Genomic DNA, 23,203 nt, shown 5'->3' with positions numbered 1-23,203 from the left:
TCGCTCCTCAACTGCGCTGCCAGGCGGACAGGCGCCGCTCCACACGTCGCAGCGAACAGTCCAGGGTGAAACCGATCACCCCGGTGATCACCACGCCGACCATCACCACATCGATGCGCAACATCTGGCGCCCCATTTCGATCATCTGCCCCAGGCCGCTGTCGGCGGCGAGCAGTTCGCAGGCCACCAGCACCACCCAGGCGCGGGTCAGCGCCACGCGTACGCCGGTGACGATGGCCGGTACGGCGGCGGGCAGGGCGATGCGTGCGACCAGGGTCGGCCAACCCAGGCGATATACCGCCGCCACCTCGAAATGGCTGCGCGGGATGGCACGGATACCGTCGCCGGTGGCCAGGGCCACGGGGAAGAACGCGGTCTTGGCGACGATGACGATCTTGAAGGTCTCGTCGATACCGAACAGCAACACGAACATCGGGATCAAGGCGATGCTGGGGACCTGGCGCAGTGTATGGAACAGCGGTGCGCAATAGGCCTCGACAGTTTTCGACAGGGCCATGGCCGTGCCCAGGGCCAGGCCCGACAGAGCGCCGAAGGCAAAGCCAAGCCCCAGCCGCGAGAGGCTGCCGGCCAGGTGCTCCTGAAGCTCGCCGGTGTCCAGCAGCTCCTGGAAGCTGCGCCAGACCTCCAGCGGCGATACCAGCAGGTTGGCCGGAAACACCCCGGCAGCGGCCACCGAGGCCCACAACGCGAGCAGGGCCAGGGGTGAGATCAACCAGGAAAGAGGAACGAGCAGGGCGCGCATGGAAGGCCTTGAGTGATCGGTGATACGGGGATATCGCAAGACCTGTGCCAGTGTGCCGAGCCCCGTGTTTTCGGGGCTCGGCCATGGGCGCTGATGATGACGCAGCAGTACGCTGCTGCTGGGGCAGCAGTCGATCAGCAGTGGGGCGCGCGCCGATTCAGAAGTCGTAACTCAGGCTGGTGTAGTAGAACGCCCCCTGTGCGCCCTCGGGGCTGGTGATCGAATACTTCGGCACACCATACAGCTGCGCGCCTTCGAGCTTGTCCGGGTGGCTGTCGAACAGATTGATCGCACCGACCGACAGGGTCAGCCCCAGGTCAAGGCGGTACGACACGTCCAGGTCGGTCACCCACTGCGGGCTGAACGTCTGGTCCAGCGTCGGGTTGCTGGCGTTCAGGCTCTTCCATTCACCATAGCGACGCTGGGCCAGGGTGATGCTCCAGCCGTCGTACAGCCAGTTGGCGCTCAGGGTCAGCTTGTCCTTGGGCGTGCCGTCTTCGATCAGGCCCTGGGTGTTGCGACCGATGATCTGGTTGCCGGGAATGCCGCCGACACTGTCCAGGCCGGTGATGCGGGTGTTATTGCGCGCATAGCCACCGTTGAGGTTGACCCGGCCCCAGGCACCCAGGTCCAGGTCGTAGTGCCCGGCCAGCTCGATGCCATCGGTGCGGGTGTCGGCGATGTTGCTGTAGAACGCAGCGCTCTGGATATTGGCGTAGGGCGTACCGGCGAAGATCGGCGAGACCACCGAGGCCGGCAACTGGTCCGACAGGGTGATGCGGTTGTCGATGTCGATGCGATAGGCATCGAGGGTCAGCGAGGCGTTGGGCAGCGGGCGCCAGACCAGCCCCACGGAGAAGTTGGTCGACTCCTCGGGCTTGAGCGCCTTGCCCCCGAGCAGCTGTGCCTCAGGGCTGTCGGCACGCAGGGTACGTTGCTGCACCTCGACCCAGTTGCCGCTGCCAGGCGGCTGTTCGACGACTTGTACGCTGAACGACGACAGCCCGCTCTGCACCAGGGACGGTGCTCGATAACCGGTGCTGGCGCTGGCCCGCGCGGCGATCTGCGGCGTGAAGTCATAGCGTAGCGACAGCTTGCCGTTGGTGGTGTCACCGAAGTCCGAATAATGCTCGCTGCGCACGGCCAGTCCGGCCTGGAATTTCTCGGTGATCTGCCCTTCGAGGTCGAAGTAGGCGCCGATCACCCGACGATCCAGCGAAGCGGCATCGACCTGGGTGATCCCCGAGTAGTAGCCCGGCAGGCGACGGCCGGTGATCGGGTCGAGGGTGTTGAACAGCGGGCCGTTGGACCAGCCGGCGGCGTCGCCAGCGGTTAGCTCGTAGTTCTCCTTGCGCCAGGCCAGGCCTGCAGAGACCGTCAGCGGCTTGAACAGCAGGTCCGTGGCGAAATCGCGGGTCCAGTCCAGGGTCAGGTTGGTCTGGTCGGCTTCACGTCGGCCGGTATGGATGGTCGACGGGCTGGCCGCGCCCCAGCTGGGGTTGATGGCGTCGCGGTCGGTGGAGTCGAGGCGGTTGTTGCCGTAGTTCAAGGCCAGGTCGAAGTTGCCCAGGGTGGCGTCTTCGAAGCGCAGGCCACCGGTGGCGGCGTAGTCCTCCAGGCCGTAGCGAGTGATCGGCAGGCGACCATCGGGATAGCGGGCCAGGGCTGTGCTGCCGTAGTTGTTGCGCAGGGTGGTGGGCGGGTCGAAGAAGCCCTCGGCATCGGTGTTCTTGTGCGCGTAGCTGGCAAAACCGTAGGCCGTCAGCCCGGCGCCAAGGCCGGTCTCGGCGTTGGCCGTGAAATTGTACTGATCGGACACATTGCCTGAGCCCCAACGCCAGTTACGGTAGCGGTTGTTCTGCTCGCGCGGGGTGTTGATGCTGGTGTCGCCGGGGTAGAAGATCCGGTTGTCATCGCGGGTGTCGCTGGCCGGGTCCTGGCTGCCGGCATCGAAGGCCAGGGTGAGGAAACCATCGTTGGGCAGGGCAAAGCCTTTCCAGCCGCTGAGCTTGCGCTGCAGGCCGTCGCCCTTGTCGTAGCCGCCGAAGCGATAGCCGATGTTGCCGCCGTCGTCGCGTTCCTTGAGCACGATGTTGATCACCCCGGCGATGGCGTCCGAGCCGTACTGGGCGGCGGCGCCATCGCGCAGGATCTCGACCCGCTCGATAGCGCTCAGCGGGATCAGGCTCAGGTCCACGGCGGCGGCGCCACGGCCATTGACCAGGCCCTGGCGGGTGACGTTGGCGCTGGTATGGCGGCGTTTGCCGTTGACCAGCACCAGCACCTGGTCGGAGGCCAGCCCGCGCAGCGAGGCGCCTTGGGCGATGGAGCCGGCGAAGGCACCCTGTGGCGATTGCGGGAAGCTGAACGACGGCGACAACGCGGTCAGCGCGCCAGACAGGTCGCTGGCGCCGGTCTCGCGCAGTTTCTCGCCGCTGAGCACGTCGACCGGGGCGGCGCTTTGCAGGGCGGTCACATCGCTTCTATGGGTGCCGACGACGACCACGGTGTCGAGTCGGTCGTTGGGTTCGGCAGCGAAAGCGGGCACGGCGAAGCCGGCGATGGCCACGGCGATGGCGCGTGCCAAGGGGGTGTGGTGGGGCATCTGGGGTTCCTGCTGGAAGTGTGTGTTGGTTGTGCTGACCCTATCGCTTGTGGGAGCGGGCTTGCCCGCGATAGGGCCCGCAAGAGCGACCTAGAACCGGCTGGTGACACTAAGCCCTACGGTGCGCGGATCGCCGTAGGTGATCACGTACTGCCCGGCGGTGCCGTTGGGCCGGCCGTGCACCTGGTAGCGGCGGTCGGTGAGGTTGTTGACGAAGCCGGTGACGCTGAGCTTGTCGTCGGCGCTGAACCAGCTCAGGCGCGCGTTGGCCAGGGTGTAGTGGGGCTGGCTGAGGGTTTCGTCGGCGCCGCTGCTCTGGCGGTCGGCCAGGAAATATTCCTTGTCGCGAAAGCTCACGTCGCCGCCGGCCACCACGCGCCCTGGCACATCCAGGGGCAGCGTGTAGTCGGCGCCCAGCGAGACCACGTTGCGTGGCGAACGCACGAAGCTGTTGCCGCTGTAGTCGGCAGTCACCGCGCCGGTGGCGGGGTTGACGTTCTTGAAGTCGGTGTACTCGGTGTCCAGGAACGACAGCGCTGCGCGCAGGTGCAGGCGTTCGGTGGGCTGGCCCTCGATCTCCAGCTCCGCACCCTTGACCTTGCCCTTGGCGCCGTTGGTCAAGGCGGTGGTCAGCACGCCGTTGTTGACCGTCAGCAGGTTCACCTGGATATCCGAGTAGTCGTAGTAAAAGACGTTGGCGTTGACCGTCAGGCGCCGGTCGAACCACTCGGATTTCAGGCCCAGCTCGTAGGCGTCGAGCTCCTCCGGATCCACCGTGGTCAACTGCGCCAGGCTGGTGGACAGCCCGGTGTTGAAGCCACCAGAACGGAAGCCATGGGCATAGCGGAAGAACACCCGCAGGTTGTCGTTGATGCGGTACTCGGGCGTGAGGTCGTAGGTCCAGGCCTCCCAGGTCTTGTCCTGCTGGCGATTGCCATTGCTGCCAGCGCCTGCGATGGGGATCAGCGGTCCATTGGCGGTGGCGCGAGTCAGTTGCACCAGGTCCAGGTCGATATCCTTTTTCTCCTGGGTCCAGCGCAGGCCGCCGGTCAGGCTGAAGGCATCGGTGAAGTCATAGGTGACGTTGCCGAACAGCGCATAGCTGTCGGTGCGGTGGTCGAAGTCCTGGTTGCGATAGGCGGTGCTGCCGACCTGGTTGGAACCGGTGCCGTTGGGCGTCGGGCCAGGCGCGACTATACGCTGGGCCGAGCTGTCGAGGTTCTCGTGGAAATAATGCGCGCCGGCCAGCCAGTGCAGGGGGCGGTCCTGCGGCGAGGCCAGGCGCAGCTCCTGCGACCACTGGCGATAGGCGTTGTCGGTGATCGAGGCGCCGTTGACTTCATAGGGGGTGTAGTCGGCGTCGGTGGTGGAGCGGTTGCGGATGTAGTCGTAGGCGCTGATCGAGGTCAGGGTGTAGTCGCCCAGGTACCAGTTGAAGGTCAGCGAGGCGCCATCGTGGTCGAGGCGATAGTCCTCGTTGACGTTGAGCGAAATGTCGCGGCCATTGGGGCGCTGGTAGCCGACGTTGTAGTAACGGCCCACTGGCAGCGAGCCGTTGCTGCCATCGCCCTTGAACTGGCGACTGTGCAGCTTCAGCAGGGCATCCAGATCGGGGTTGAGCTGGGCGAGGAACTGCAGGCGAATGGCCTTCTTGTTCACGTCGCCATAGGTATTGCCATCGAAGTCGTTCTTCTGGAAGCCGTCGCGCTCCTCGGAATACAGCGACACCCGGCCGGCGAGCTTTTCATCCACCAGGGTGCCGCCCAGTGCACCGTTGAGAATGCGCTCGTTCTTGCTGCCGAAACCGACGGTGCCGTAGCCGTCGGTGTCGAAGGTCGGCTTCTTGGAAATGACGTTCACGGCGCCGGCCGTGGTGTTCTTGCCGTACAGCGTGCCCTGTGGCCCGCGCAGGATTTCGATGCGTTCCAGGTCGAACAGCGGCCCGCCGCCAGCAATGGGCGCGTTGAGGTAGACGTCGTCGGCATAGATGCCCACTGGATAGACCGTCGCCGCACCGGTGTCGCCGGTGCCCAGGCCACGGATGTACCAGCGTGGGCGGCCGTCGCCATCGGGGTTCTTGGCCGAGGCGTTGGGCACGAAGGTGGTGATGTCACCCATCGAGCGAACGCCGTCGGCGGTGAGCTGGGTGCCCTTGATCGCCGAGACCGCGACGGGCACTTCCTGCAGCGTCTGTTCGCGGTGCTGGGCAGTGACGGTGACGGTTTCGAGGGCGGGTTCGGTTTTCTTTTCTTCGCTGGTTTCGGTGGCGGCGTAGGCCTGGTTGCCGGCACCGGCCAGCAGCAGGGCCAGGCCTATCTGGCGGGCCAGAGGATTGAGCTGGTGCATGTGGTTCTCCCCGTGTTTCAAGTGTTGTTGGGGAGGGGTAGAGCAGGGACTGTGCCAGTATCTGCAAGTGATTGATTTATATTGATTTTCTTTGATTGAAAGAACGCTTTTCGGCGCGGTTGCGGGCGGGGCAGCAAGGGGCTGTTTGCGGGGTGCTGCTGGGGCAGCAATGGGGCGGGGGGATGTTGCTTGGGCAGCAGGTCGGCGTGGCCCTTGTAGGAGCGGGCTTGTCCCGCGAACACGGGCGTAGCCCGTGCCAGGCAGCGCGGTGTCTTTTTCGCGGGCAAGCCCGCTCCCACAGAGGGTGGGCTGGCCTTTAGATTTTGAACAAGACAGGCACAGCCCCCGGTGCTCAGGGCCGTTACGCCCTATGTGGACCTACGCTCAGACCGCCAGCCGCGACGTCGAGCCGATCACCTTCTCCAGCACACTGAAATCGATCCACTCGCGCACGTCGAAGCGCTGCGGGATGAACCCCCAGCGGTGGAGGAATTCGGTGAAGTCCTGCAGCGCCTCGATCGAGCGATTGTCCAGGGTGGTGCGCAATCGCCGGTGGGCATCCTCGCCATAGGCGGCTGCCACCCAGTACTCGCTGGTGTTCAGCTCACGGGCCAGAAAACGCCGGGTCTCCTCGGGGTTGGCCCAGGCCCATTGCTCGGTGCGCAGCACCGTATCGACCAGGGTCACGCTGGCGTCGAAATGCTCGTGCAGCAAGTGCGTATCGACCGTCAGGGTCCGCGCCGTGCCGTTGTTGCTGCGAATCAGCGGATCGGGATGGCTGCCAGTATCGACCACCACGCGCAGGCCGAACTCGTGGGCCAGGCTGACCGCGTGCGCACCCTTGAGGAAGATGGCGTCGATATCGCCGCGCAGCAGGCCGATCAGTTCGTTGTTGCGCCGACTGAAGCGGCTGGTGCCCAGGCTGACGGCGGAGCCGTGCAGGTGGTGTTTGGGGTCGTCGCTGTAGGTGCCGCCGTAGGGATAGTCGACCAGCTCGACATCGGCCACCGACAGGCCTTCGAGCTTGAGTGCGTTTTCCAGGCCGCGCAGGGCCTGGGCGCGGGTGAAGTCGATCTGCACGTTGGCCCATTTCGGCAGGCCGAAGCGGCGATTCTTCAGGTCGCGGATTGTGCGCACGCTGCTTTCTTCGGTGGTGAGAATCAGCTGGACCTCGTCGATCCACGACAGCCCCAACACCCGGGTCTGGACGCCGCTGGCATAGGCCCAGATCGCCGGGATGCTACCGCCGTGGCGCACCGAGTTCTGCAGGTGATGGTCGTAGTGGGCTTCGCGTACCTCCCGTTCGCTGGACTCGCGCAGTGATTGGATATTGGTGCCGAACGGTTGAAACGCCTGGGCCAGGCGTCCGGACTGCACGGCGATGCCGAGCCCGGTGGGCACCGGGCTGTGGGTGTACCAGAGGGTTTCCAGTGGCTTGCTCATAGGGCGACGGAGGTCCTTTCCATGGCAGGGGTGTTGGCCAGCAACGCGTCCAGTGGGCCGCGGTCGATCCAGTCGCTGACCGTGAAACTGGCGGGGATGAAGCGCCAGCGCTTGAGGAAGTGGACGAAGTCCTGCAGGGCGGCGAGGGCCTGCTCGTCCAGGGCTGTACGCAGGCGCAGGTGGGCATCGTTGCCATAGGCGACGCTGACCCAGTACTCGCTGCTGTTGGTTTCGCGGGCCAGGTAGCGGCGGGTTTCGTCAGGGTGTCGCTGGGCCCAGTCTTCGGCGCGCAACACGGCGGCGAGGATCGTACGGGCGACCTGCGGATGCTGGGCGAGCAGGTGGCTGTCCACCGCCAGGGTGCGCGGGGTGCCGTTATTGCTGCGCACCAGCGGGTCGGGATGGGCACCGGTGTCGATCACCGTGTGCAGGCCAAAGGCATGGGCCAACTGTACGGCGCTGGCACCCTTGAGGAAGATCGCGTCGACCTCGCCACGCAGTAGCCCGGCCAACTCCAGATTGCGTCCGGCCGTCTGGGTGGTGGAGACCGGCGTGCCGGCCACGTTACGCACCGGGCGGTCGCTGAAGGTGCCGTCGTAGCGGTAGTTGACCAACTGTACATCCCCCACCTGCAGGCCCTCGAGGCGCAAGGCGTTTTCCAGCCCGCGCAGGGCCTGGGCGCGGGTGAAGTCGATCTGTGCCGCGGCCCAGTCGGGCAGGCCGAAGCGCCGCCCGGCAAGGTCCTTGACCGTGCGGATGCCACTGCCCGGAAGGCTCAGGATCAACTGCGCCTCGTCTGCCCACGACAGGCCGATCACGCGGGTTTCGCGGCCTTGGGCGCGGGCCCAGATCGCCGGGATGCTGCCGCCATGGCGCACCGAGTTGCGCAGGCTGTGGTCGAAGTGCGATTCGCGCACGGCCTGGTCGTCGGCTTCGCGCAGCGACTGGACCTGGGTGCCGAGGGCAGACAGGTCGGCCTGCAGCCAGCCTTGCTGGACGGCGATGCCAAGCCCGGTGGGAACCGGACAGCGGGTGTACCAGAGGGTGTCGAGGGGATGGCTCATGGTGGGGTCTCTGCAAGGATTCAGGCGCGGGCCTTGAAAGGGGTGGAGGCCGGTTGCTGCACCAGCGGCAGCACTTCCTGGCCGATGCGCAGCGCCTCTTCAAGGTGCGGGTTGGCGGCCAGGATGAAGGTGGAGAAACCGGCATCGCGGTATTCGGCCAGGCGTTCTGCAATGTTCTGGTGGCTGCCGACCAGGCCTACGGTCGGGCCGGGCTTGGCCTTGGCGAAACCGGCCCAGAGGTTGCGGGCCAGGATCAACTCGTCGAAGCCTTCCAGGTGCTGGTGATAAGCGGCCTGGCGTGCGCCGCCGACAGAATCGGAGCCGGTGATGAAGCGTTTCGCCGTGCTGCTGGCCGTGCCCTCCAGGCGCTCGAACTGCTGACGCAGCTCGCGCCAGGCCTGGTCTTCGGTCTCGCGGGCGAACAGGTCGACACGCAGGCCGAAGCGCACACTGCGCCCTTGCTTGTCGGCCAGTTCGCGAACCCGCTCAAGGTGCGGCTTGAGCTTGTCGATCGGCTCGGCCCAGTTCAGGTACACGTCGGCGTGACGCGCGGCGACCTCCAGTGCCGCGTCGGAGAACCCGGAGAAATACACCCCCGGCTTGCGCTCGTGCTGCAGGCCCGGCGGCAGGCTGCCGTGCTCCAGGCGGTAGATGTCACCCTGGTAGGAGAAGCTGTCGTTGGACCACAGGCCCTGGATCACGTCGAGGAATTCGCCAGTGCGCTTGTAGCGCAGGTCGTGCTCGAGGAAGTCGCCATTGGCGCGCTGGCTGGCGGGATTGCCGCCGGTGATGATGTTCCAGTCCAGCCGCCCACCGCTGAGGTTCTGCAGGATCGCAGCCTGTTGCGCAGCGTAGGCGGGCAGGGTCCAGGTGGCCTGGAAGGCGATCAGGAAGCGAATGCGTCGGGTCTCGCGCGCCAATGCCGCCGCCGCGATCCACGGCTCCGGCCCCGTGGGCAGCAGCGCCCCTTCGAAACCGGCCAGTTCGGCGGCCTTGGCCACCTGGGCGATGTAGTCGATGTAGCTGAAACCGTCGGCCTCGCCACTGTGCAGGCGCCCCGGCGCGATGTTGCCGGGGCGGTGCCGGGGGGCGCCACGGTTGTGGCGGTCGGTGGACAACTGCGGGCCGTCGGTGCCCAGCGGCAGGCGCCAGAAGAATTCGGTGGACATGGGGGCTCCTGTGAGCAATGAGCGAATGGATGCAGCGGTGCAACGGCTGTGCCATTGCCGCGGCGCACCCCGTGGGGCGCGGGCTCGGGCGATGCGAGGGGCGCGGGGTGCGTCTGTGGCAACACCCCGCCAGCAATGGTTGCTGGGGGAGCAGCAGGGCGCTGCGGTGCGCCGTTGCCATCCCCCGAGGCCCTGCACGTGCGACTTCAGGGTTGCGAGGGTGTTTCGAGCGCTGCGGCGCTGCGCATGTAGGCGTCATGCAGCGCTGTATAAGCACCATCCAAGGCTAGCAACTGGCCGTGCGATCCGTGCTCCACAACCCGTCCATGGCGCACCACGGCAATCCGGTCGGCATCGCGGATGGTCGCCAGGCGGTGGGCGATGACGATCGCCGTGCGCCCTTCGCACAGGCGTCGCAGCGCCTGCTGGATGCGCCGCTCGGTATGCACATCCACCGCCGAAGTGGCTTCGTCCAGCACCAGTACCGCCGGGTCGGCCAGGTAGGCCCGCACCAGGCACACCAGTTGGCGCTGGCCATGGCTCAGGTGAGAGCCCAATGCGCCGACTTCGGTGTGGTATTGCTGCGCCAGGCGCTCCAGCACCTCGTCAGCGCCCAGCTCGCGCGCCGCGGCAATCAGCTGGGCGTCATCAGCCTGCGGTGCGGCCAGGCGCAGGTTGTCGAGAATGCTGCCGCTGAACAGTACGTTGTCCTGCAGCACCACCCCGACATTGCGCCGCAGGTCGTGCTGCGACAGGTGGCGCAGGTCGATGCCGTCCAGCTTCACCGCGCCAGCGTGCACGTCGTAGAAGCGCGTCAGCAACTGCACCAGGGTGCTCTTGCCATGTCCGGAGGGGCCGACGATGGCCAGCACCTGGCCTGCGGGCACGTGCAGGTCCAGGCGGTCGATCACCGGCCTTGTGGCCTGGGGGTGATAGGCGAATTCGACCTGCTCGAAATCCACTTGCCCGCGCGCCCGGCCCAGCGGTCGAGGGCGGTCCGGGTCGAGCAGTTGCGGGCGGGTGTCGAGCAGCAGAAAGATTCGCTGGGCCGAGGCGGAGCCTGTGGCGTAGCGTTCGAACAGGTCCGACAGCTCCTGCAGCGGGCCGAGGAACAGGAACACATAGAACAGGCTCTCGGCCACCTGGCCGACGCTGACCGTGCCTTGCGCCAGGCCATGGGCGCCGACCAGCAACAGAACGGCCATGCCGGCGGTGCTGAGCAGCGCGGTGAAGGGGGCGAACCAGCCCGCGCGCAAACTCCCGCGGATCAGCGCCTGGTTGAAGTCTTCCAGCAGGCGCCGGTAACGCTGCGCATTGGCCGTTTCCTGACCGCACTGCTGGATCAGCCGCACGCCGTTGACGCTCTCGACCAGGTGCGCCGTGAAGCGGCTTCGCTGCTCGGCAACCTTTGCCCAGTTGCGCTGGGAGATGCGCTTGAAGCGCCAGGTCGCCAGCACCAGCAGCGGCACCGTACCTGCCAGGCTGAAGAAGAAGCTTGGCTCGATGCGCCACAGCATCACCGAGGCCAGGCCGCAGCGCAGCAGGGCGCCGAGCAGCTCCGGCGGACCTTGTACCAGCAACGGCTCCAGGGCATCCACGTCACGGTCGGCGCGGGAGATGATGCGCCCGGCGCGGGTCTGGTCGAAGTAGCTCACCGACAGTGCCTGGACATGGCTGAACACCTTCACCCGCAGATCGTTCAGCACGCGTATCGCCGCGGAGCCTGCGATGAACTGCGACACCCCCGCGAGCAGGAAACGCACCAGCCAGCTGGCCGCCAGGGCCAGGCCCAGCCACAGCACCAGGCGTTCGTCCAGCAGCCAGTGGTCGCCGTCGTGGATCAGCCCACGGTCGAGCAGCTCGCGCACGAACCAGGGCCGCAGAAACACGGTGAACACCAGCAGCAGCTCGATACCGATCACGGTCAGGATCGCGCTGCGGATCGGCTGCATCAGCGGCAGCAGGCGGTGCAGCATGCCGCGGTCCAGGGCCTGGCGGGCGAGGGTCTGTTCGATCTCGAGGTCGCTCGGGGTCTTGCGTGGCTCAGTCATGCTCGATCCCCAGCAGGTCGCGGTAATGGGCGTTGTGCGCGCTGAGTTCGGCGTGGCTGCCGCTGGCGGCGATACGGCCGTTGTCCAGCACCAGCACGCGGTCGGCGAGCAGCAGGGTGGAGAGGCGGCTGGTGATCAGCAGCAGGGTGGGGGCGTGGCCCTGATCGCCGCGCAGGCGGCGGATGTTGTCCAAGACCCGGCGCTCGGCGTGGGCGTCGAGGGCGCTGGTGGCGTCGTCCAGGCAGAGGATGTCCGGGGTGCCGAGCAGCGAGCGGGCCAGGCACAGGCGCTGGCGCTGGCCGCCGGAGAGCGTTACACCACGGTCGCCCAGCGGTGTATCCAGGCCATGGGGCAGACGCTCCAGGATGTCCTCTGCCGCAGCCAGTCGCAGGCCCTCGCGCAGTTGCTGGTCGCTGGCGTGGGGGGCTGCCAGTCGCAGGTTGGCCGCCAGGCTGTCGGAGAACAGGAAGCTTTCCTGGGGCAGCACCTGCACGCGACGACGCAGTTCTGCCAGGTCCAACCCACGCACATCCTGCCAGCCGTGGTGCTCGGAGCCGATCAGCACGGCACCGCCCTGAACATCGGCCAGGCGTGGCAACAGGCTGGCCAGCAGGCTTTTGCCGGTGCCGGTGGCGCCCACCAGCGCGACCACTTCGCCGGGCTGAAGGGTGAGCGAGCAGTCGTGCAGGATGTCACGTCCGCCGTTCGGCGCGCCGACCCGTACCTTCTCGAACTTCAGGCCCAACGGCCCTCGGGGCAAGGCCTGAGGGCCGCTGCTGATCGCTGGCGGTTCGTCGAGCAGTTGCCAGATGCGCTCGGCGCTGGCACGGGCGTCGGCGAAGGTCTGCATGACCCGGCCGATGCCCTCGATGCGAAATACCAAGGTCGTGGCCAGCAGCAGCGAGGTCACCAGCTCGCCGATTCCCAGCCGCCCGTTCGCCACCAGGTGAGCGCCATGGACCAACACCCAGGCGTGCCCCAGCGCCACCACCGCCTGCGGCAGGGGAATGCGCGAGGCGGCGTAGGCGAGGGCGGCACGGGCATGCCCGGAGAACACCGCCACCTGCGCGGCAAAGCGTTCGATGCGTGTCTGTTCCAGGCCGAAGGCCTTGATCACCCGCACGCCGCCGATGCCTTCGGCGAGGTCCTGGCTGACCTGGTCATAGGCGGCACCTACGGCGCGGTCGAGGGTGACCAGGCGCTCGGTCTGTACCACGAACAACCACAGGCCGACACCGGTCAGCAGCAGCGGTACCAGGCCCAGCAGTGGGTCGTACCAGGCCAGCAGGCCGACCACCGCCAGCACCACCAGGGGTGTTTCGACGATCTGCCGCCAGAAGGTGATCAGCGCATCGCGGACCTTGTCGGCATCGCGGGTGGTACGGGTCACCAGTTCGCCCATGCCGTGCTGCCAGTGGTAGCCCAGGTGCAGGGCCTGTACCTGTTCGAGGATACGTTCGCGCAGGCGCGTGAGCAGCGCCTGGCTGAGCACCAGCGACAGGACGGCAGCCGCGTACTGCAGCAGGCCACGGCCGAGGGCGATGGCCAGCAACAGGCATAGCCAGTACCAGGCGACACTGGCGTCGAGGCTGCCGTCGGCCTGGCGAACCACGGCCTGACCGGCGCTGACGTCGTTGACGGCATGGCCGATCAGCCATTGCTGCCAGACCAGGCCGAGGTTGCCGGCGATGTAGAGCAGGGCGACCAGAAGAAAGCGCCAGGGCATCTCGCGGTAGATGGCCAGGGCGCGCAGCAGAGGGTGGGGCATACAGGTGTCCGAAGGGAGTGGATGTGCCGGCCACGGCACGGGCTTGCCCAGCGACGTGGCCGCTGCGGATTCAGCGGCGCGTCGCGCCCTGGGCCTCCTTGGCATTGAGAATGGCGGTGTACTCGCCGGGATCCGCGCCATTGAGGTAGTAATTGCCGACGTTGTGCAGGCGCCAGCGGATCGGATCGTGAGTGGTGTGCACCCGCGCGTTGCGCCAGAAGCGATCGAGGTTCCACTTGCTCAGGCTGGCGCTGGCACCCAGCAGCGAGAACAGGTCGCTGGCGATTTTCAGCGAGGCGCTGTCGGCGTGGGCGCGGGCGGTGGCCACCGAGAGGATCAGTTCGTCCTGCAACGCCTTGTTCTCCGGGTCGCGCTCGTGTTCGTCGAACACCCGTGCGGCATCGCGCAGCACCGACTCTGCCCCGCGCAGGGCCACGGCGTATTCGCCAATCTGGCGGATCACATGGGGCTCGTCACTGGCCCGTTCGACGCCGCTTTCAACCCAGGCCCGGGCATGCTCGCGCAGGTAGGCGGTGGCCGCCTGCAGGGCGCCGGCGGCGATGCCGGTGTCGATGGCCGCGTGGAGGATCTGCGGGAAGGTCAGGCCGGTGCGCTTCATCGGCCCGTTACGGCGCGAGAGATAGCGCTCGTCGAGGACGATGTCTTCGAAGTTGACGGTGCCGCTGACCGAGTTCTGCTGACCGAAAGCGTCCCAATCGTCGATCAGTGTCAGGCCTGGCGTATCGCGCTGCAGCAGCACGCCAACGCCGCCGTCGTCGCTGGCGGCGGTCAGCGAGATCCACTCGGCCAGATAGGCGCCGGTGGAGTAGAACTTGCTGCCGTTGAGCACCAGCTTGCCGTCTGCGCGGCGCTCGACGCGGGTCTTGAGGGCGAACTTGTTCTTGCCGCCGACCTCGGCCAGGGCATTGCCCAGGCGCTTTCCAGCCAGCAGGTCGGCGACCAGGCGATCGCGTACTTCATCCGGATAGCCGCTGACGACGCCGCGCAGCATGACGTTGTGAATCTGCAGCAATTGGCCCACGCCACCGTCGGCGACCGAGATCAGGCGCACGGTTTCGACAAGGGTGGCGACGGAGACACCGAGCCCGCCGAGTGCCGCAGGCACGCCGATGGCGGTGAGGCCGCTGCTGGACAGCAGCTCAGCCTGGCGGCGAGGGAGTTGGCCGTTGTTGCGTGGGTCGGCAGCGATGGCGGCGATTTCCTCGGCAACCTGGCGGGCGACTTCGATGGCCTCGGTTTCGCTGGTGAGGCGGCGGTGGGTGGGCGTTGTCATGGGGTTTCCTCGATGGGGGTCTGGGGGCCGCTGCGCAGTTCATCGCGGGACAAGCCCGCTCCCACAGGTACGGCGCCGCTTCCAACGACGCTGGGGTTCCTGTGGGAGCGGGCTTGTCCCGCGATGGGTCGCGCAGCGGCCCCACGCTCTGCCAGACCTAGAGCAACTTCTTTGCCACACCGCTGAAACCCCTGCGGCACAAGGCTTACAGCTCTACTCACAACGTCTGTTGCTGCCCCAGCAACACCTCTATCCCGGCCACTGCTGATCTGGCAGCACTCACCCCGCAATCCTGCCCGCCAACCAGCACCCGTCCCCCCGACGCCCTGGCCTGGGCCCCGAGATTCGCGGCCTGCAGCCGTTGGCACGGGCGCTGCAATAGCGCTGTCACGACCCTCAAGGAGCGACCCCATGACCCTCGCCACTGCCCCTGTACTGCCAGCCGCCGACACGCGTCTGGAGCGCATCTGGTTCACGCGCTGCCCCGTCCCGACCGCTTCGGGTATCGCCTACAAGCTCGGCTGGCTAAACGAAGAATTCGCCGCCGACGGCCTGCCGGTGGAAACCCTGCAGGAGGCCCGTCAGCTCGGCCAGCATCACTATGATCACCAACTCCCCGGGCTGTTTCGCGAAGGCGGCAACCTGCCGGCGCTGGCGGCTCGTGCTGCCGGTGCACCGAGCCGGCTGATCGGCCTGACCTGGATCGAGGAATGGCAGACCATCCTGGTACGCCCCGACTCGGGCATTCGCAGCGCCGCCGACCTGCGCGGCAAGCGCCTGGCACTGCCGGCCTGGGGCGACAATCGCCCCGGCAGCATCGCTCGGGCCATGAGCCTGCATGGCTACAAGGGGGCCCTGGCCTCGGCCGGCCTGAGCCTGGACGACGTACACCTCAAAGAGGTGGCGCTGCTCGACCAGACTCGGGCCGAAACTCCGCAACTGGGCCTGCAGCGCCTGTGGTCGGGCCTTGATTACCTGGCCCGCGGCGAGGTGGATGCGGTGTACGTCAAGGGCGCAGCCGCCGCTGATGCCGCGCGGCGCCTGGGCCTGGTAGTCGGTGTCGACCTCGACGCACTGCCTGATCCGCGCCACCGCATCAACAACGGCACGCCAAGGCCGATCACCGTGCACCAGAGCCTGCTCGACGATCACTTCGATCTGGTGGTGCGCTTTCTCGCCCAGACCCTGCGTGCCGCCCAATGGGCTGCAGGCAACCGCGATGCGCTCAACGCCATTCTCGAGGAGGAAACCCGCGCCGGCAGCCAGGGCGTGGCCGAGGCGTACCGCGGCGATTTCCACACCACCCTGGCGCCGGACCTCTCGGCGCAACGCCTGGACTACCTGGACGTGCAGAAGACCTTTCTCAACCTGCATGGCTTCCTCGAACGCGACTTCGACCTCGCCGACTGGGTCGACCATCGCCCCCTGCAAGCTGCCCATGAATTGCTGGCCCAGCGCCGCGCCTGATACCGGAGACCTGAGATGACCGTACTGATCAACGAGCAAATCGACCTGGACACCTTCGTCGACCAAGTGGTGGCCGAGGCCGAAGCGGCCTTCACCGTGTTCCGTGAAACCCACACCATCACCGCCAATGGCACCGTCGGCTTCATCGAGCGGGTGCCTGGCCAGGAGCTGCTGGTGTCGGTGAACTATGGCGGGCCGTGGAAGCGCCACCAGCCGCTGCAGGCCAGTGTCAGCGACTTCGCCGGCAATGTGGTTCGCGGCAAGGCCAAGGGCGGGCTGGGCCGCTACACCAAGCTGTTCCAGACCCACGCCGATGTCACCACCGTGTCTCACGTGCACAGCCCCTACCTCGGCGCCTGGGCCCAGACCCACCGCACCTTGCCGTTCCACTACGTGCCGGTGCAGCGCTACCAGTTGGCCCGCGAGCTGCCGGTCTACATCGACCGGCGCCAGGCCGAGGTGGACTTCATCCTCGACAAGATCGCCGAGAACCCCTTCAACCTGGCGATCCTGGAGGCCAACGGCGGCGCTACGGTATGGGGCAAGCAGGGCCTGCGCGCCACCGCCGAGTTCATCCTGCTGCTGGAGGAGGGCGCGCAGATCCAGTTGCTGGCCGACGCGCTCGGTGGCTCACGTCCCTATGGGCCAGGGGTGCTGACCCAGCAGTGGAAGATGAGCGGTCTGTACGAGCGCGCCACCGAGCTGGGCCTGGTGCCGGGCATCGATCGTCGCAACTGAGCCCTTCACTTTCTCGCAAGGAGCACGCCCATGGCGGTCAAGATCCTCTGGTACCTCACCACCCCCGACGGCCCCTATCCCTGGGAGCCCCAGGGGCGCTGGAACACCGATTTCCAGCACCTCAAGCAACTGGCCGTGGCGGCCGACCGTCTTGGCTACTATGGCGCGTTGCTGGGCTCGAGCCCGAACGAAAGCCTGGCGGTGTCGGCTGCGCTGATCGATGCCACCGAGCGCTTGCGTTTTCTGGTGGCCCAGCACCCCGGCGAGCTGTCGCCTGCGGTGTTGGCCAAGTGGGCGCTGACCTTCGACCAGTTTTCCAATGGCCGTCTGCTGTTCAACGTGGTCAATGGCAACGATGCGGGCCTGGCGACCTTGGGCGTGCATTACCCGCACGATGAGCGCTACGACTTCAGCCTGGAGTACTGGCGCGCGTTCCAGGGTTTCTATGCGGGCGAAACGGCAGGCTACCAAGGGCGTTACGTCAAGCTCTCGCCGCGCTCGCCGGCAGCGGCCAGCCACCCGCTGGGCGGCTGGCATCCACCCAAGCAAAAACCGGGCATCCCGCTGTGGGGCGCTGGCACCTCGTCGCCTGGAGTGGCCCATTCGGTGCAGTTGCTCGACGTCTACCTGAGCTTTGCCGATACCCCGCAAAGGCTGGGGGACAAGTTCCGCCGCGTGGCCGCCGAAGCGGCGAAGATCGGCCGCGAACTCACCTATGGCACGCGCCTGCAGGTGATCGTGCGCGAAACCGAGGAAGAGGCCTGGGCCCACGCCGAACGACTGCTGCAACGCACGTCGCTGGCCACTGCGCGGGCCTCCATCGAGCGCCAGTTGCCGCCGGGGCAGACCCTGGAAAGCTTCGTCAGTGACGACCCACGCATCCAGCGCAACCTCGACAGCATTCGTGCCGGGCGCCTGCCGAGCGCGCGGGAGCTGGAGATTCACCCCAACGTCTGGCTCGGCCCGAGCCTGTTCGGCTTCAACATTCTTGGCCCAGCGGCCGGCACGTACCTGGTGGGCAGCGCCGAGCAGGTCGCCGAGCGTATCCGCGAGTATGAGGCGCACGGCACGTCGGCCTTCATCCTTTCCGGCTTCCCGCTGATCGATGAAGCGCAGCGGGTCGCCGACCTGCTGTTCCCGTTGCTGGACCTGGACCACGGCTTCGAAGTGCCGCGCCTGGGCGCCGCACGCCAGGCGGCGGTGGCGCAACCGGCATGAGGACTGAGCGATGACTGAGTTTTCCCGCCGGGTCTTTCTCGGCAACAGCCTGGCGGTCGGTGGTGGCCTGTTGCTTGGCGGCAGCCTGCTCGGTGGCTGCGATGCCGGCCAGCCAGCGGCGGTTGGTGGTGCACTGCCGGGGGCGCCGGTACGCGGCGGTCGCCTGCGGGTCGGGATCATCGACGGTGACCAGGCAGGCAACCTCGACGCCCACAAGCCGGTGGGCGGCGGGATCATTCGCGGCTGGGCGCTCTATGCCAAGTTCTGGGAATGGAACCCCGATGTCAGCACGCGCCTGGCCCTGGCCGAGTTCGCCGAGCCCAACCGCGATGCCAGTGTCTGGACCATCCGCTTGAAGCCGGGGCTGGAGTTCCACCACGGCAAGAGCATCACCGCCGACGACATGCTGTTCTCGATCCTGCGCCTGACCGACCCGAAGCTGGCCTCGCCCTATGCCGGGCTGGTCGGTGCCATCGACCGCGATGCCCTGCGCAAGGTCGACGAGCGCACCCTTGAAATCCGTTTCAAGGGCGGCCAGAGCTTCTATCCGCTGGATGAAACCCTGATCAGCTTTGGCGGCATCGTGCCCACCGACTATCACCCGGTCACCAATCCGGTGGGCGCCGGGCCCTATCGGCTCAAGAGCTTCATCCCCGGGCAACGCTCGCTTTACACCCGCTTCGAGAACTACTACAAGCCCGAGCGCCCCTACACCGATGAACTGGAGATCATCGAATTCAAGGACCAGGTCTCGCGCGCCGCCGCGCTGCGCGCCGGGCAGATCGACGTCGCCAGCGGCGTGCAGGCCGAACACAGCGCATTGCTCAAGGCCGACCCGCGCCTGCGCCTGTATGTGTCGCCCACCACCTCGTTCAGTGGCTTCAACCTCAACCTGGCCAAGGCGCCGTTGCAGGATGTGCGCGTGCGCCAGGCTCTGCGCTTGCTCGCCGATCGTCAGGAACTGGTGGCCCGCGGGCTCAACGGCTTCGGTCGAGTGGCCAACGATCTGTATGCGCCGCACGATCCTACCTACAACCATGACCTGCCCCAGCGCCCGTACGATCTGGATCAGGCCCGCGCACTGCTGCGCCAGGCCGGCCACAGCGACCTGCGCCTTGAGCTGACCACGCCTGCAGGCCCTGGGGTGAACGCCGCCTTGGTGTTCGCGCAGCAGGCGCAGAGGGCGGGGGTTCAGGTCAAGGTCACCCAGGTCGATGGCTCGGTATTCAACGGGCCGCAGCGCGAGCACTGGCAACTGTCGCCAGGCTCGACGCCAGCGCGCGGTTTTCTGGCCTCGGCGCTGCACAATGATGCACCGCAGGCAATCTACAACCGCAGCAACTTCCACGATCCGCGCTTCAGCGAACTGTTCGGCCAGGCCTTGGCCGAGCCCGACCTTGCCCGACGCAAGGCCCTGGTGCACGAGGCCCAGGCGATCCAGCACGCGCGCGGTGGCCTGCTGATCTGGGGCTTCAGTGATGTGCTCGATGCCGCCAGCGCACAGGTCGGCGGGCTCACCCCGGAGCAGACCACCTTCGCCTCCTGGCGCTTCGACGAGTTGTGGTTGAACCATGCCTGATCCTCATCACTGCACACCGCGCACGCCGGCCTGGCTGTCGTGGTTCATCGGCCGCCTGGGTTACGGCCTGCTCACCGCCTGGGTCATCAGCCTGGTGGTGTTCATTGCCACCCAGGCGCTGCCCTCGGACCCGGCGCGGGTGATCCTTGGCCCGGACGCGCCACTGGAAAGCATCCTCACCCTGCAGCGGCAACTGGGGCTGGACCAGCCGATCCTGGTGCAATACCTGCGCTGGCTCGGCGCCGCACTACGCGGCGACCTGGGCATTTCGCTGGACTCCCAGGTGCCGGTGGCCGACCTGTTGTTCGGCCGCCTCGGCCACACCCTGGCGCTGTTGGCCGGTGTGCTCGTGCTGGTGGTGCCGCTGGCGCTGCTACTGGGCGTGGCCCTGGCGCTGCGGCGCGACAGCCGCCTGGACCGCTTCGGCCTGTCGGCGCTGATCCTGTTCAAGGCCACGCCCGGATTTCTCCTGGCCATCGGCCTGGTGCTGCTGTTCTCCATGCCCGGCATGGGCTGGCTGCCGGCAGTGTCGATCCTCGATCCGCAGCGGCCATTGTGGGCGCAACTGCAGTACCTGGTGCTGCCGGTGATTGCCCTGGGGCTTTCGGCCTTGCCCTACCTGACACGCATGGTGCGCGCCGCGATGATCGAAGCGCTGGAGTCGGACTATGTGATCGCTGCGCGCCTGCGCGGCATTCCCGAGCGGCGCATCGTCTGGCGGCATACCTTGCCCAACGCGCTGACTCCAGCGATCCAGGGCGTGGCCCTGACCCTGCGCACCTTGGTTGGCGGTGGGCTACTGGCCGAGGTGATCTTCAGCTATCCCGGTATCGGCACGGCACTCAATGCGGCGATCCAGATGCGCGACCTGCCGATGATCCAGGGCATCGTCCTGGTCATCACCTTGGCGGTGGTGCTGATCAACCTGCTCGCGGACCTGCTCACCGTGCTGCTGACCCCCAAGCTGCGTACCGCGCGCCGGGTGCGGATGATCCGGCGCAACCGCCGCGGCATCCTGCCCTGGTGGCGCCGCTCGCGCAGCGTACCTGCCCAGGAGGCGAACCATGATTGATACCCCTTGGCATGCCGATCGGCAGATCCGCCGTGGTGCCTTCATCACTTTGCTGGTGGCCGGGTTGGCGCTGCTGGGCCCCTGGCTCGCACCGCATGCACCGACGGCCATGGTCGGCCCGGTGTACGGCCCACCGGCGGCCGGTGCGCCGCTGGGCCATGATTTCCTGGGGCATGACCTGCTCTCGCGGCTGCTCAGCGGCGGGCTCTCGGTCCTGTGGATGTCAGTGGCGGCTGCGACCCTCGCGCTGCTGGCCGGTGGCAGCCTGGGCCTGCTGGCGGGTTTTTCGCGGCGACGCCTGGACCAGGCGATCAGTTGGGCGGCGGATGTTTCGCTGGCATTTCCCGACCTGATCCTGGTGCTGCTGATCGTGTCGATGCTGGGGCGTGCGCCTTGGCTGATCGTGCTCACCGTGGCCATCGCCTTCACCCCTGGGGTGATCCGCCTGGCGCGCGGCAGCGCGGTGGCGGTGGCCGGGCAGGAGTTCGTCGAGGCGGCGCAGATGATGGGCTATTCGCGCTGGCGCATCCTGTTCAGGGAGATCCTGCCGAACATTCTCACGCCGCTGCTGGTGCATTTCGGCAACATGCTGACCTGGGCCGTGGGCATGCTCTCGGGCCTGGGTTTCCTCGGATACGGGGTGGCACCGCCGGCCGCCGACTGGGGCCTGATGATCAACGAGAACCAGGCCGGCCTGCTGGTGCAGCCCTGGGCCGTGCTGGCCCCGGCGTTGCTGATCGGCGTGTTCGCCTATGGCACCAATATCCTGGCCGAAGGCATTGGTCGCGCCAGTGCGCGGATCGGGGAGAAACAACCATGAATGCGGTCGTGCAGAGCGTCGCCGAAGTGCTGCGGGTCAGCGACCTGCGGGTGGAACTGGCCGGTCGGGTGGAGGTGCTGTCGGGCGTGTCGTTCAGCCTGGCGGCAGGGGAGATCGTCGGGCTGGTCGGCGAATCCGGTTCGGGCAAGACCACCCTGGCGACGGCCTTGCTGCGTCATGCCCGCCAGGGCGCGCGGATCGTTGCCGGGCGTGTCGAGGTCGCCGGTCACTCGCTGCTGGAGCTCGAAGGCGAGGCATTGCGCCTGGCTCGTGGTGGGCTGGTCGGCTATGTTGCCCAGGACCCGGCCACGGCCTTGAACCCGGCGCTGCGCATCGGTGGGCTGCTACGCGAAACCGTGCTGGCCCATCAGCCGCGCCTGGCCCGCGAGGCCCTGCAACAGCGCATCGCCACGACGCTCGAGGAGGTCGGGCTGCCGTCTGACGCCGGATTCCTGCGCCGTTTCCCGCACCAGCTGTCCGGCGGGCAGCAACAACGGGTGATGCTGGCCCTGGCGTTCGTCCTGCGGCCGCGCTTGATCGTGCTCGACGAGCCGACCACGGCGCTGGACGTCACTACCCAGGCCCATGTGCTCGGCACCCTCAAAGACCTGTGCCGCAGCCACGGCGTGGCGGCGCTGTACGTCACCCATGACCTGGCCGTGGTGCGCGACCTGGTGGACCGGGTGATGGTCATGTATGCGGGGCGCCTGGTCGAGGTCGCCGCGCGCGAGGCGTTGTTCGCGGCGCCAGCCCATCCCTATACGCGTGCGCTGCTTGGGGCGATCCCGGATGTTGCGCGGCGTCAGCCGTTGCAAGCCATCGGCGGTCATGCCCCGGCACCCGGGCAGAGGCCTGAGGGTTGTGCCTTCGCGCCGCGTTGTGCGCGGCGGCAGGCGCAATGCGTGGTGCTGGAGCCCGCGCTGGTGCGCCTGGGCCGCGAGCAGCAGGTCGCCTGCCTGGTGCCGCATCAAGAGCCGCTGGTCTTGATCGATAGCGCAGCGGGCGAGGGGCCCGTCGAAGCGCTCACTGCGGCGCCGCTGCTCGAGGTCCAGGGTCTGGACGTAGCCTACGACCGCCAGGTGCTGTTCGACGTTTCGCTGCAGGTGGGGCAGGGCGAGTGCCTGGCGTTGGTCGGTGAGTCCGGCTCGGGCAAGACCAGCCTGGCGCGGGCCATTGCCGGGCTTGGCGAGAACGTGCAGGGGCACCTGCGCTACGCCGGACAGCCGCTGCCCTTTGCCGCCCGCCAGCGTGATGCCGGGTTGCGCCATCAGATCCAGTACATCTTCCAGAACCCCTACCGGGCGTTGAATCCTCGGCAGACGGTGTTGCAGACCCTGAGCGCGCCGTTGGCGCATTTCTTCGGTATTCGCGGCGACGAAGCCAGACGTCGGGTCGAGGCGGTGCTCGAGCGGGTATCGCTGCCGGCACGGGTGGCTGGCCTGTATCCGCACAGCCTTTCGGGCGGCGAGCGCCAGCGCGTGGCGATTGCCCGGGCGCTGGTGTGCGAACCTCGGCTGCTGGTGTGCGACGAGATCACTTCGGCACTGGATGTGTCGGTCCAGGCGTCGATCCTGGCGCTGCTGCGGCGTTTGCAGGGCGAGGGACTGACCGTGCTGTTCGTCACCCACGACCTGGGCGTGGTGCGTGCGATTGCCGACCGGGTGCTGGTGTTGAATCGGGGCAGGGTGGTGGAGCAGGGCGCGGTGGACGCGGTGTTCGAGCGACCTCAGCAGGGGTACACCCAGACATTGCTCGCACATTCGCCGCGTTTGCACCCCTGACCTGCCGCGGTACCGGCTCACCTCT

Annotated in this window: 16 protein-coding genes; 7 read left to right on the top strand and 9 right to left on the bottom strand. The window is 67.3% G+C overall.

Features of this window, described 5'->3' with window-relative positions; all coding sequences use genetic code 11:
- Positions 1-7: 7 nt before the first annotated feature.
- The 9 genes from ACTYOL_RS15180 to ACTYOL_RS15140 all read right to left on the bottom strand — a co-directional run bounded on the left by ACTYOL_RS15180 (position 8) and on the right by ACTYOL_RS15140 (position 14,503).
- Positions 8-763: an ABC transporter permease gene (locus ACTYOL_RS15180; protein WP_444756524.1), complete on the bottom strand. Its 756-nt coding sequence runs from the start codon at positions 761-763 to the stop codon at positions 8-10.
- Between the two features lie 157 nt (positions 764-920).
- Complete coding sequence (locus ACTYOL_RS15175) at positions 921-3,368, bottom strand: TonB-dependent receptor plug domain-containing protein (protein ID WP_197890968.1); 2,448 nt, start codon at positions 3,366-3,368, stop codon at positions 921-923.
- A gap of 90 nt (positions 3,369-3,458) precedes the next feature.
- Entirely contained in the window at positions 3,459-5,714 is a 2,256-nt protein-coding gene (locus ACTYOL_RS15170) for a TonB-dependent receptor (protein WP_063545207.1), read from the bottom strand.
- Between the two features lie 384 nt (positions 5,715-6,098).
- Positions 6,099-7,157, bottom strand: coding sequence for an ABC transporter substrate-binding protein (locus ACTYOL_RS15165; RefSeq protein WP_054891493.1), 1,059 nt, complete (start codon positions 7,155-7,157; stop codon positions 6,099-6,101).
- Entirely contained in the window at positions 7,154-8,221 is a 1,068-nt protein-coding gene (locus ACTYOL_RS15160; RefSeq protein ID WP_063545205.1) for an ABC transporter substrate-binding protein, read from the bottom strand. The genes ACTYOL_RS15165 and ACTYOL_RS15160 overlap by 4 nt, the downstream gene beginning before the upstream one ends.
- A gap of 20 nt (positions 8,222-8,241) precedes the next feature.
- Complete coding sequence (locus ACTYOL_RS15155) at positions 8,242-9,390, bottom strand: LLM class flavin-dependent oxidoreductase (RefSeq protein WP_444756523.1); 1,149 nt, start codon at positions 9,388-9,390, stop codon at positions 8,242-8,244.
- A gap of 206 nt (positions 9,391-9,596) precedes the next feature.
- Positions 9,597-11,441, bottom strand: a complete 1,845-nt coding sequence (locus tag ACTYOL_RS15150; protein WP_444756522.1) for an ABC transporter ATP-binding protein — start codon at positions 11,439-11,441, stop codon at positions 9,597-9,599.
- Positions 11,434-13,209: an ABC transporter ATP-binding protein gene (locus ACTYOL_RS15145; protein WP_444756521.1), complete on the bottom strand. Its 1,776-nt coding sequence runs from the start codon at positions 13,207-13,209 to the stop codon at positions 11,434-11,436. Before ACTYOL_RS15145 ends, ACTYOL_RS15150 begins: the two co-directional genes overlap by 8 nt.
- Before the next feature lie 70 nt (positions 13,210-13,279).
- Positions 13,280-14,503, bottom strand: a complete 1,224-nt coding sequence (locus tag ACTYOL_RS15140) for an acyl-CoA dehydrogenase family protein (protein WP_444756520.1) — start codon at positions 14,501-14,503, stop codon at positions 13,280-13,282.
- A gap of 411 nt (positions 14,504-14,914) precedes the next feature.
- On the opposite strand from ACTYOL_RS15140, the gene ACTYOL_RS15135 reads away from it, so the two are divergent.
- Genes ACTYOL_RS15135 through ACTYOL_RS15105 form a run of 7 tightly spaced genes read left to right on the top strand, consistent with a single transcriptional unit; the run spans position 14,915 to position 23,178 of the window.
- Positions 14,915-15,970 carry an ABC transporter substrate-binding protein gene (locus tag ACTYOL_RS15135; RefSeq protein ID WP_414155622.1) on the top strand — a complete coding sequence of 352 codons (1,056 nt, stop codon included), beginning with the start codon at positions 14,915-14,917 and terminating at the stop codon, positions 15,968-15,970.
- Positions 15,971-15,985: 15 nt separating this feature from the next.
- Positions 15,986-16,708 carry a class II aldolase/adducin family protein gene (locus ACTYOL_RS15130; RefSeq protein ID WP_063545200.1) on the top strand — a complete coding sequence of 241 codons (723 nt, stop codon included), beginning with the start codon at positions 15,986-15,988 and terminating at the stop codon, positions 16,706-16,708.
- A gap of 30 nt (positions 16,709-16,738) precedes the next feature.
- The gene (locus ACTYOL_RS15125) at positions 16,739-17,926 is read left to right on the top strand and encodes an LLM class flavin-dependent oxidoreductase (protein WP_444756519.1); all 1,188 of its coding nucleotides are present in this window, start codon (positions 16,739-16,741) and stop codon (positions 17,924-17,926) included.
- A gap of 10 nt (positions 17,927-17,936) precedes the next feature.
- The gene (locus ACTYOL_RS15120) at positions 17,937-19,505 is read left to right on the top strand and encodes an ABC transporter substrate-binding protein (RefSeq protein WP_444756518.1); all 1,569 of its coding nucleotides are present in this window, start codon (positions 17,937-17,939) and stop codon (positions 19,503-19,505) included.
- Positions 19,498-20,577 carry an ABC transporter permease gene (locus tag ACTYOL_RS15115; protein WP_444756517.1) on the top strand — a complete coding sequence of 360 codons (1,080 nt, stop codon included), beginning with the start codon at positions 19,498-19,500 and terminating at the stop codon, positions 20,575-20,577. The genes ACTYOL_RS15120 and ACTYOL_RS15115 overlap by 8 nt, the downstream gene beginning before the upstream one ends.
- On the top strand, positions 20,570-21,397 hold the full coding sequence (locus tag ACTYOL_RS15110) for an ABC transporter permease (RefSeq protein ID WP_063545196.1): 828 nt from the start codon (positions 20,570-20,572) through the stop codon (positions 21,395-21,397). Before ACTYOL_RS15115 ends, ACTYOL_RS15110 begins: the two co-directional genes overlap by 8 nt.
- Entirely contained in the window at positions 21,394-23,178 is a 1,785-nt protein-coding gene (locus ACTYOL_RS15105; protein WP_444756516.1) for a dipeptide ABC transporter ATP-binding protein, read from the top strand. Before ACTYOL_RS15110 ends, ACTYOL_RS15105 begins: the two co-directional genes overlap by 4 nt.
- Positions 23,179-23,203 lie beyond the last annotated feature (25 nt).

This window comes from Pseudomonas sp. A014 (assembly GCF_052378495.1).
GTDB lineage: Bacteria > Pseudomonadota > Gammaproteobacteria > Pseudomonadales > Pseudomonadaceae > Aquipseudomonas > Aquipseudomonas machongensis.
This window is presented reverse-complemented; position numbering and strand designations above follow the sequence as displayed.

Bases quoted from the DNA above. Each gene is read 5' to 3' on its own strand.
- ACTYOL_RS15180 (WP_444756524.1), bottom strand. From the start codon at position 763: ATGCGCGCCCTGCTCGTTCCTCTTTCCTGGTTGATCTCACCCCTGGCC.
- ACTYOL_RS15175 (WP_197890968.1), bottom strand. From the start codon at position 3,368: ATGCCCCACCACACCCCCTTGGCACGCGCCATCGCCGTGGCCATCGCC.
- ACTYOL_RS15170 (WP_063545207.1), bottom strand. From the start codon at position 5,714: ATGCACCAGCTCAATCCTCTGGCCCGCCAGATAGGCCTGGCCCTGCTG.
- ACTYOL_RS15165 (WP_054891493.1), bottom strand. From the start codon at position 7,157: ATGAGCAAGCCACTGGAAACCCTCTGGTACACCCACAGCCCGGTGCCC.
- ACTYOL_RS15160 (WP_063545205.1), bottom strand. From the start codon at position 8,221: ATGAGCCATCCCCTCGACACCCTCTGGTACACCCGCTGTCCGGTTCCC.
- ACTYOL_RS15155 (WP_444756523.1), bottom strand. From the start codon at position 9,390: ATGTCCACCGAATTCTTCTGGCGCCTGCCGCTGGGCACCGACGGCCCG.
- ACTYOL_RS15150 (WP_444756522.1), bottom strand. From the start codon at position 11,441: ATGACTGAGCCACGCAAGACCCCGAGCGACCTCGAGATCGAACAGACC.
- ACTYOL_RS15145 (WP_444756521.1), bottom strand. From the start codon at position 13,209: ATGCCCCACCCTCTGCTGCGCGCCCTGGCCATCTACCGCGAGATGCCC.
- ACTYOL_RS15140 (WP_444756520.1), bottom strand. From the start codon at position 14,503: ATGACAACGCCCACCCACCGCCGCCTCACCAGCGAAACCGAGGCCATC.
- ACTYOL_RS15135 (WP_414155622.1), top strand. From the start codon at position 14,915: ATGACCCTCGCCACTGCCCCTGTACTGCCAGCCGCCGACACGCGTCTG.
- ACTYOL_RS15130 (WP_063545200.1), top strand. From the start codon at position 15,986: ATGACCGTACTGATCAACGAGCAAATCGACCTGGACACCTTCGTCGAC.
- ACTYOL_RS15125 (WP_444756519.1), top strand. From the start codon at position 16,739: ATGGCGGTCAAGATCCTCTGGTACCTCACCACCCCCGACGGCCCCTAT.
- ACTYOL_RS15120 (WP_444756518.1), top strand. From the start codon at position 17,937: ATGACTGAGTTTTCCCGCCGGGTCTTTCTCGGCAACAGCCTGGCGGTC.
- ACTYOL_RS15115 (WP_444756517.1), top strand. From the start codon at position 19,498: ATGCCTGATCCTCATCACTGCACACCGCGCACGCCGGCCTGGCTGTCG.
- ACTYOL_RS15110 (WP_063545196.1), top strand. From the start codon at position 20,570: ATGATTGATACCCCTTGGCATGCCGATCGGCAGATCCGCCGTGGTGCC.
- ACTYOL_RS15105 (WP_444756516.1), top strand. From the start codon at position 21,394: ATGAATGCGGTCGTGCAGAGCGTCGCCGAAGTGCTGCGGGTCAGCGAC.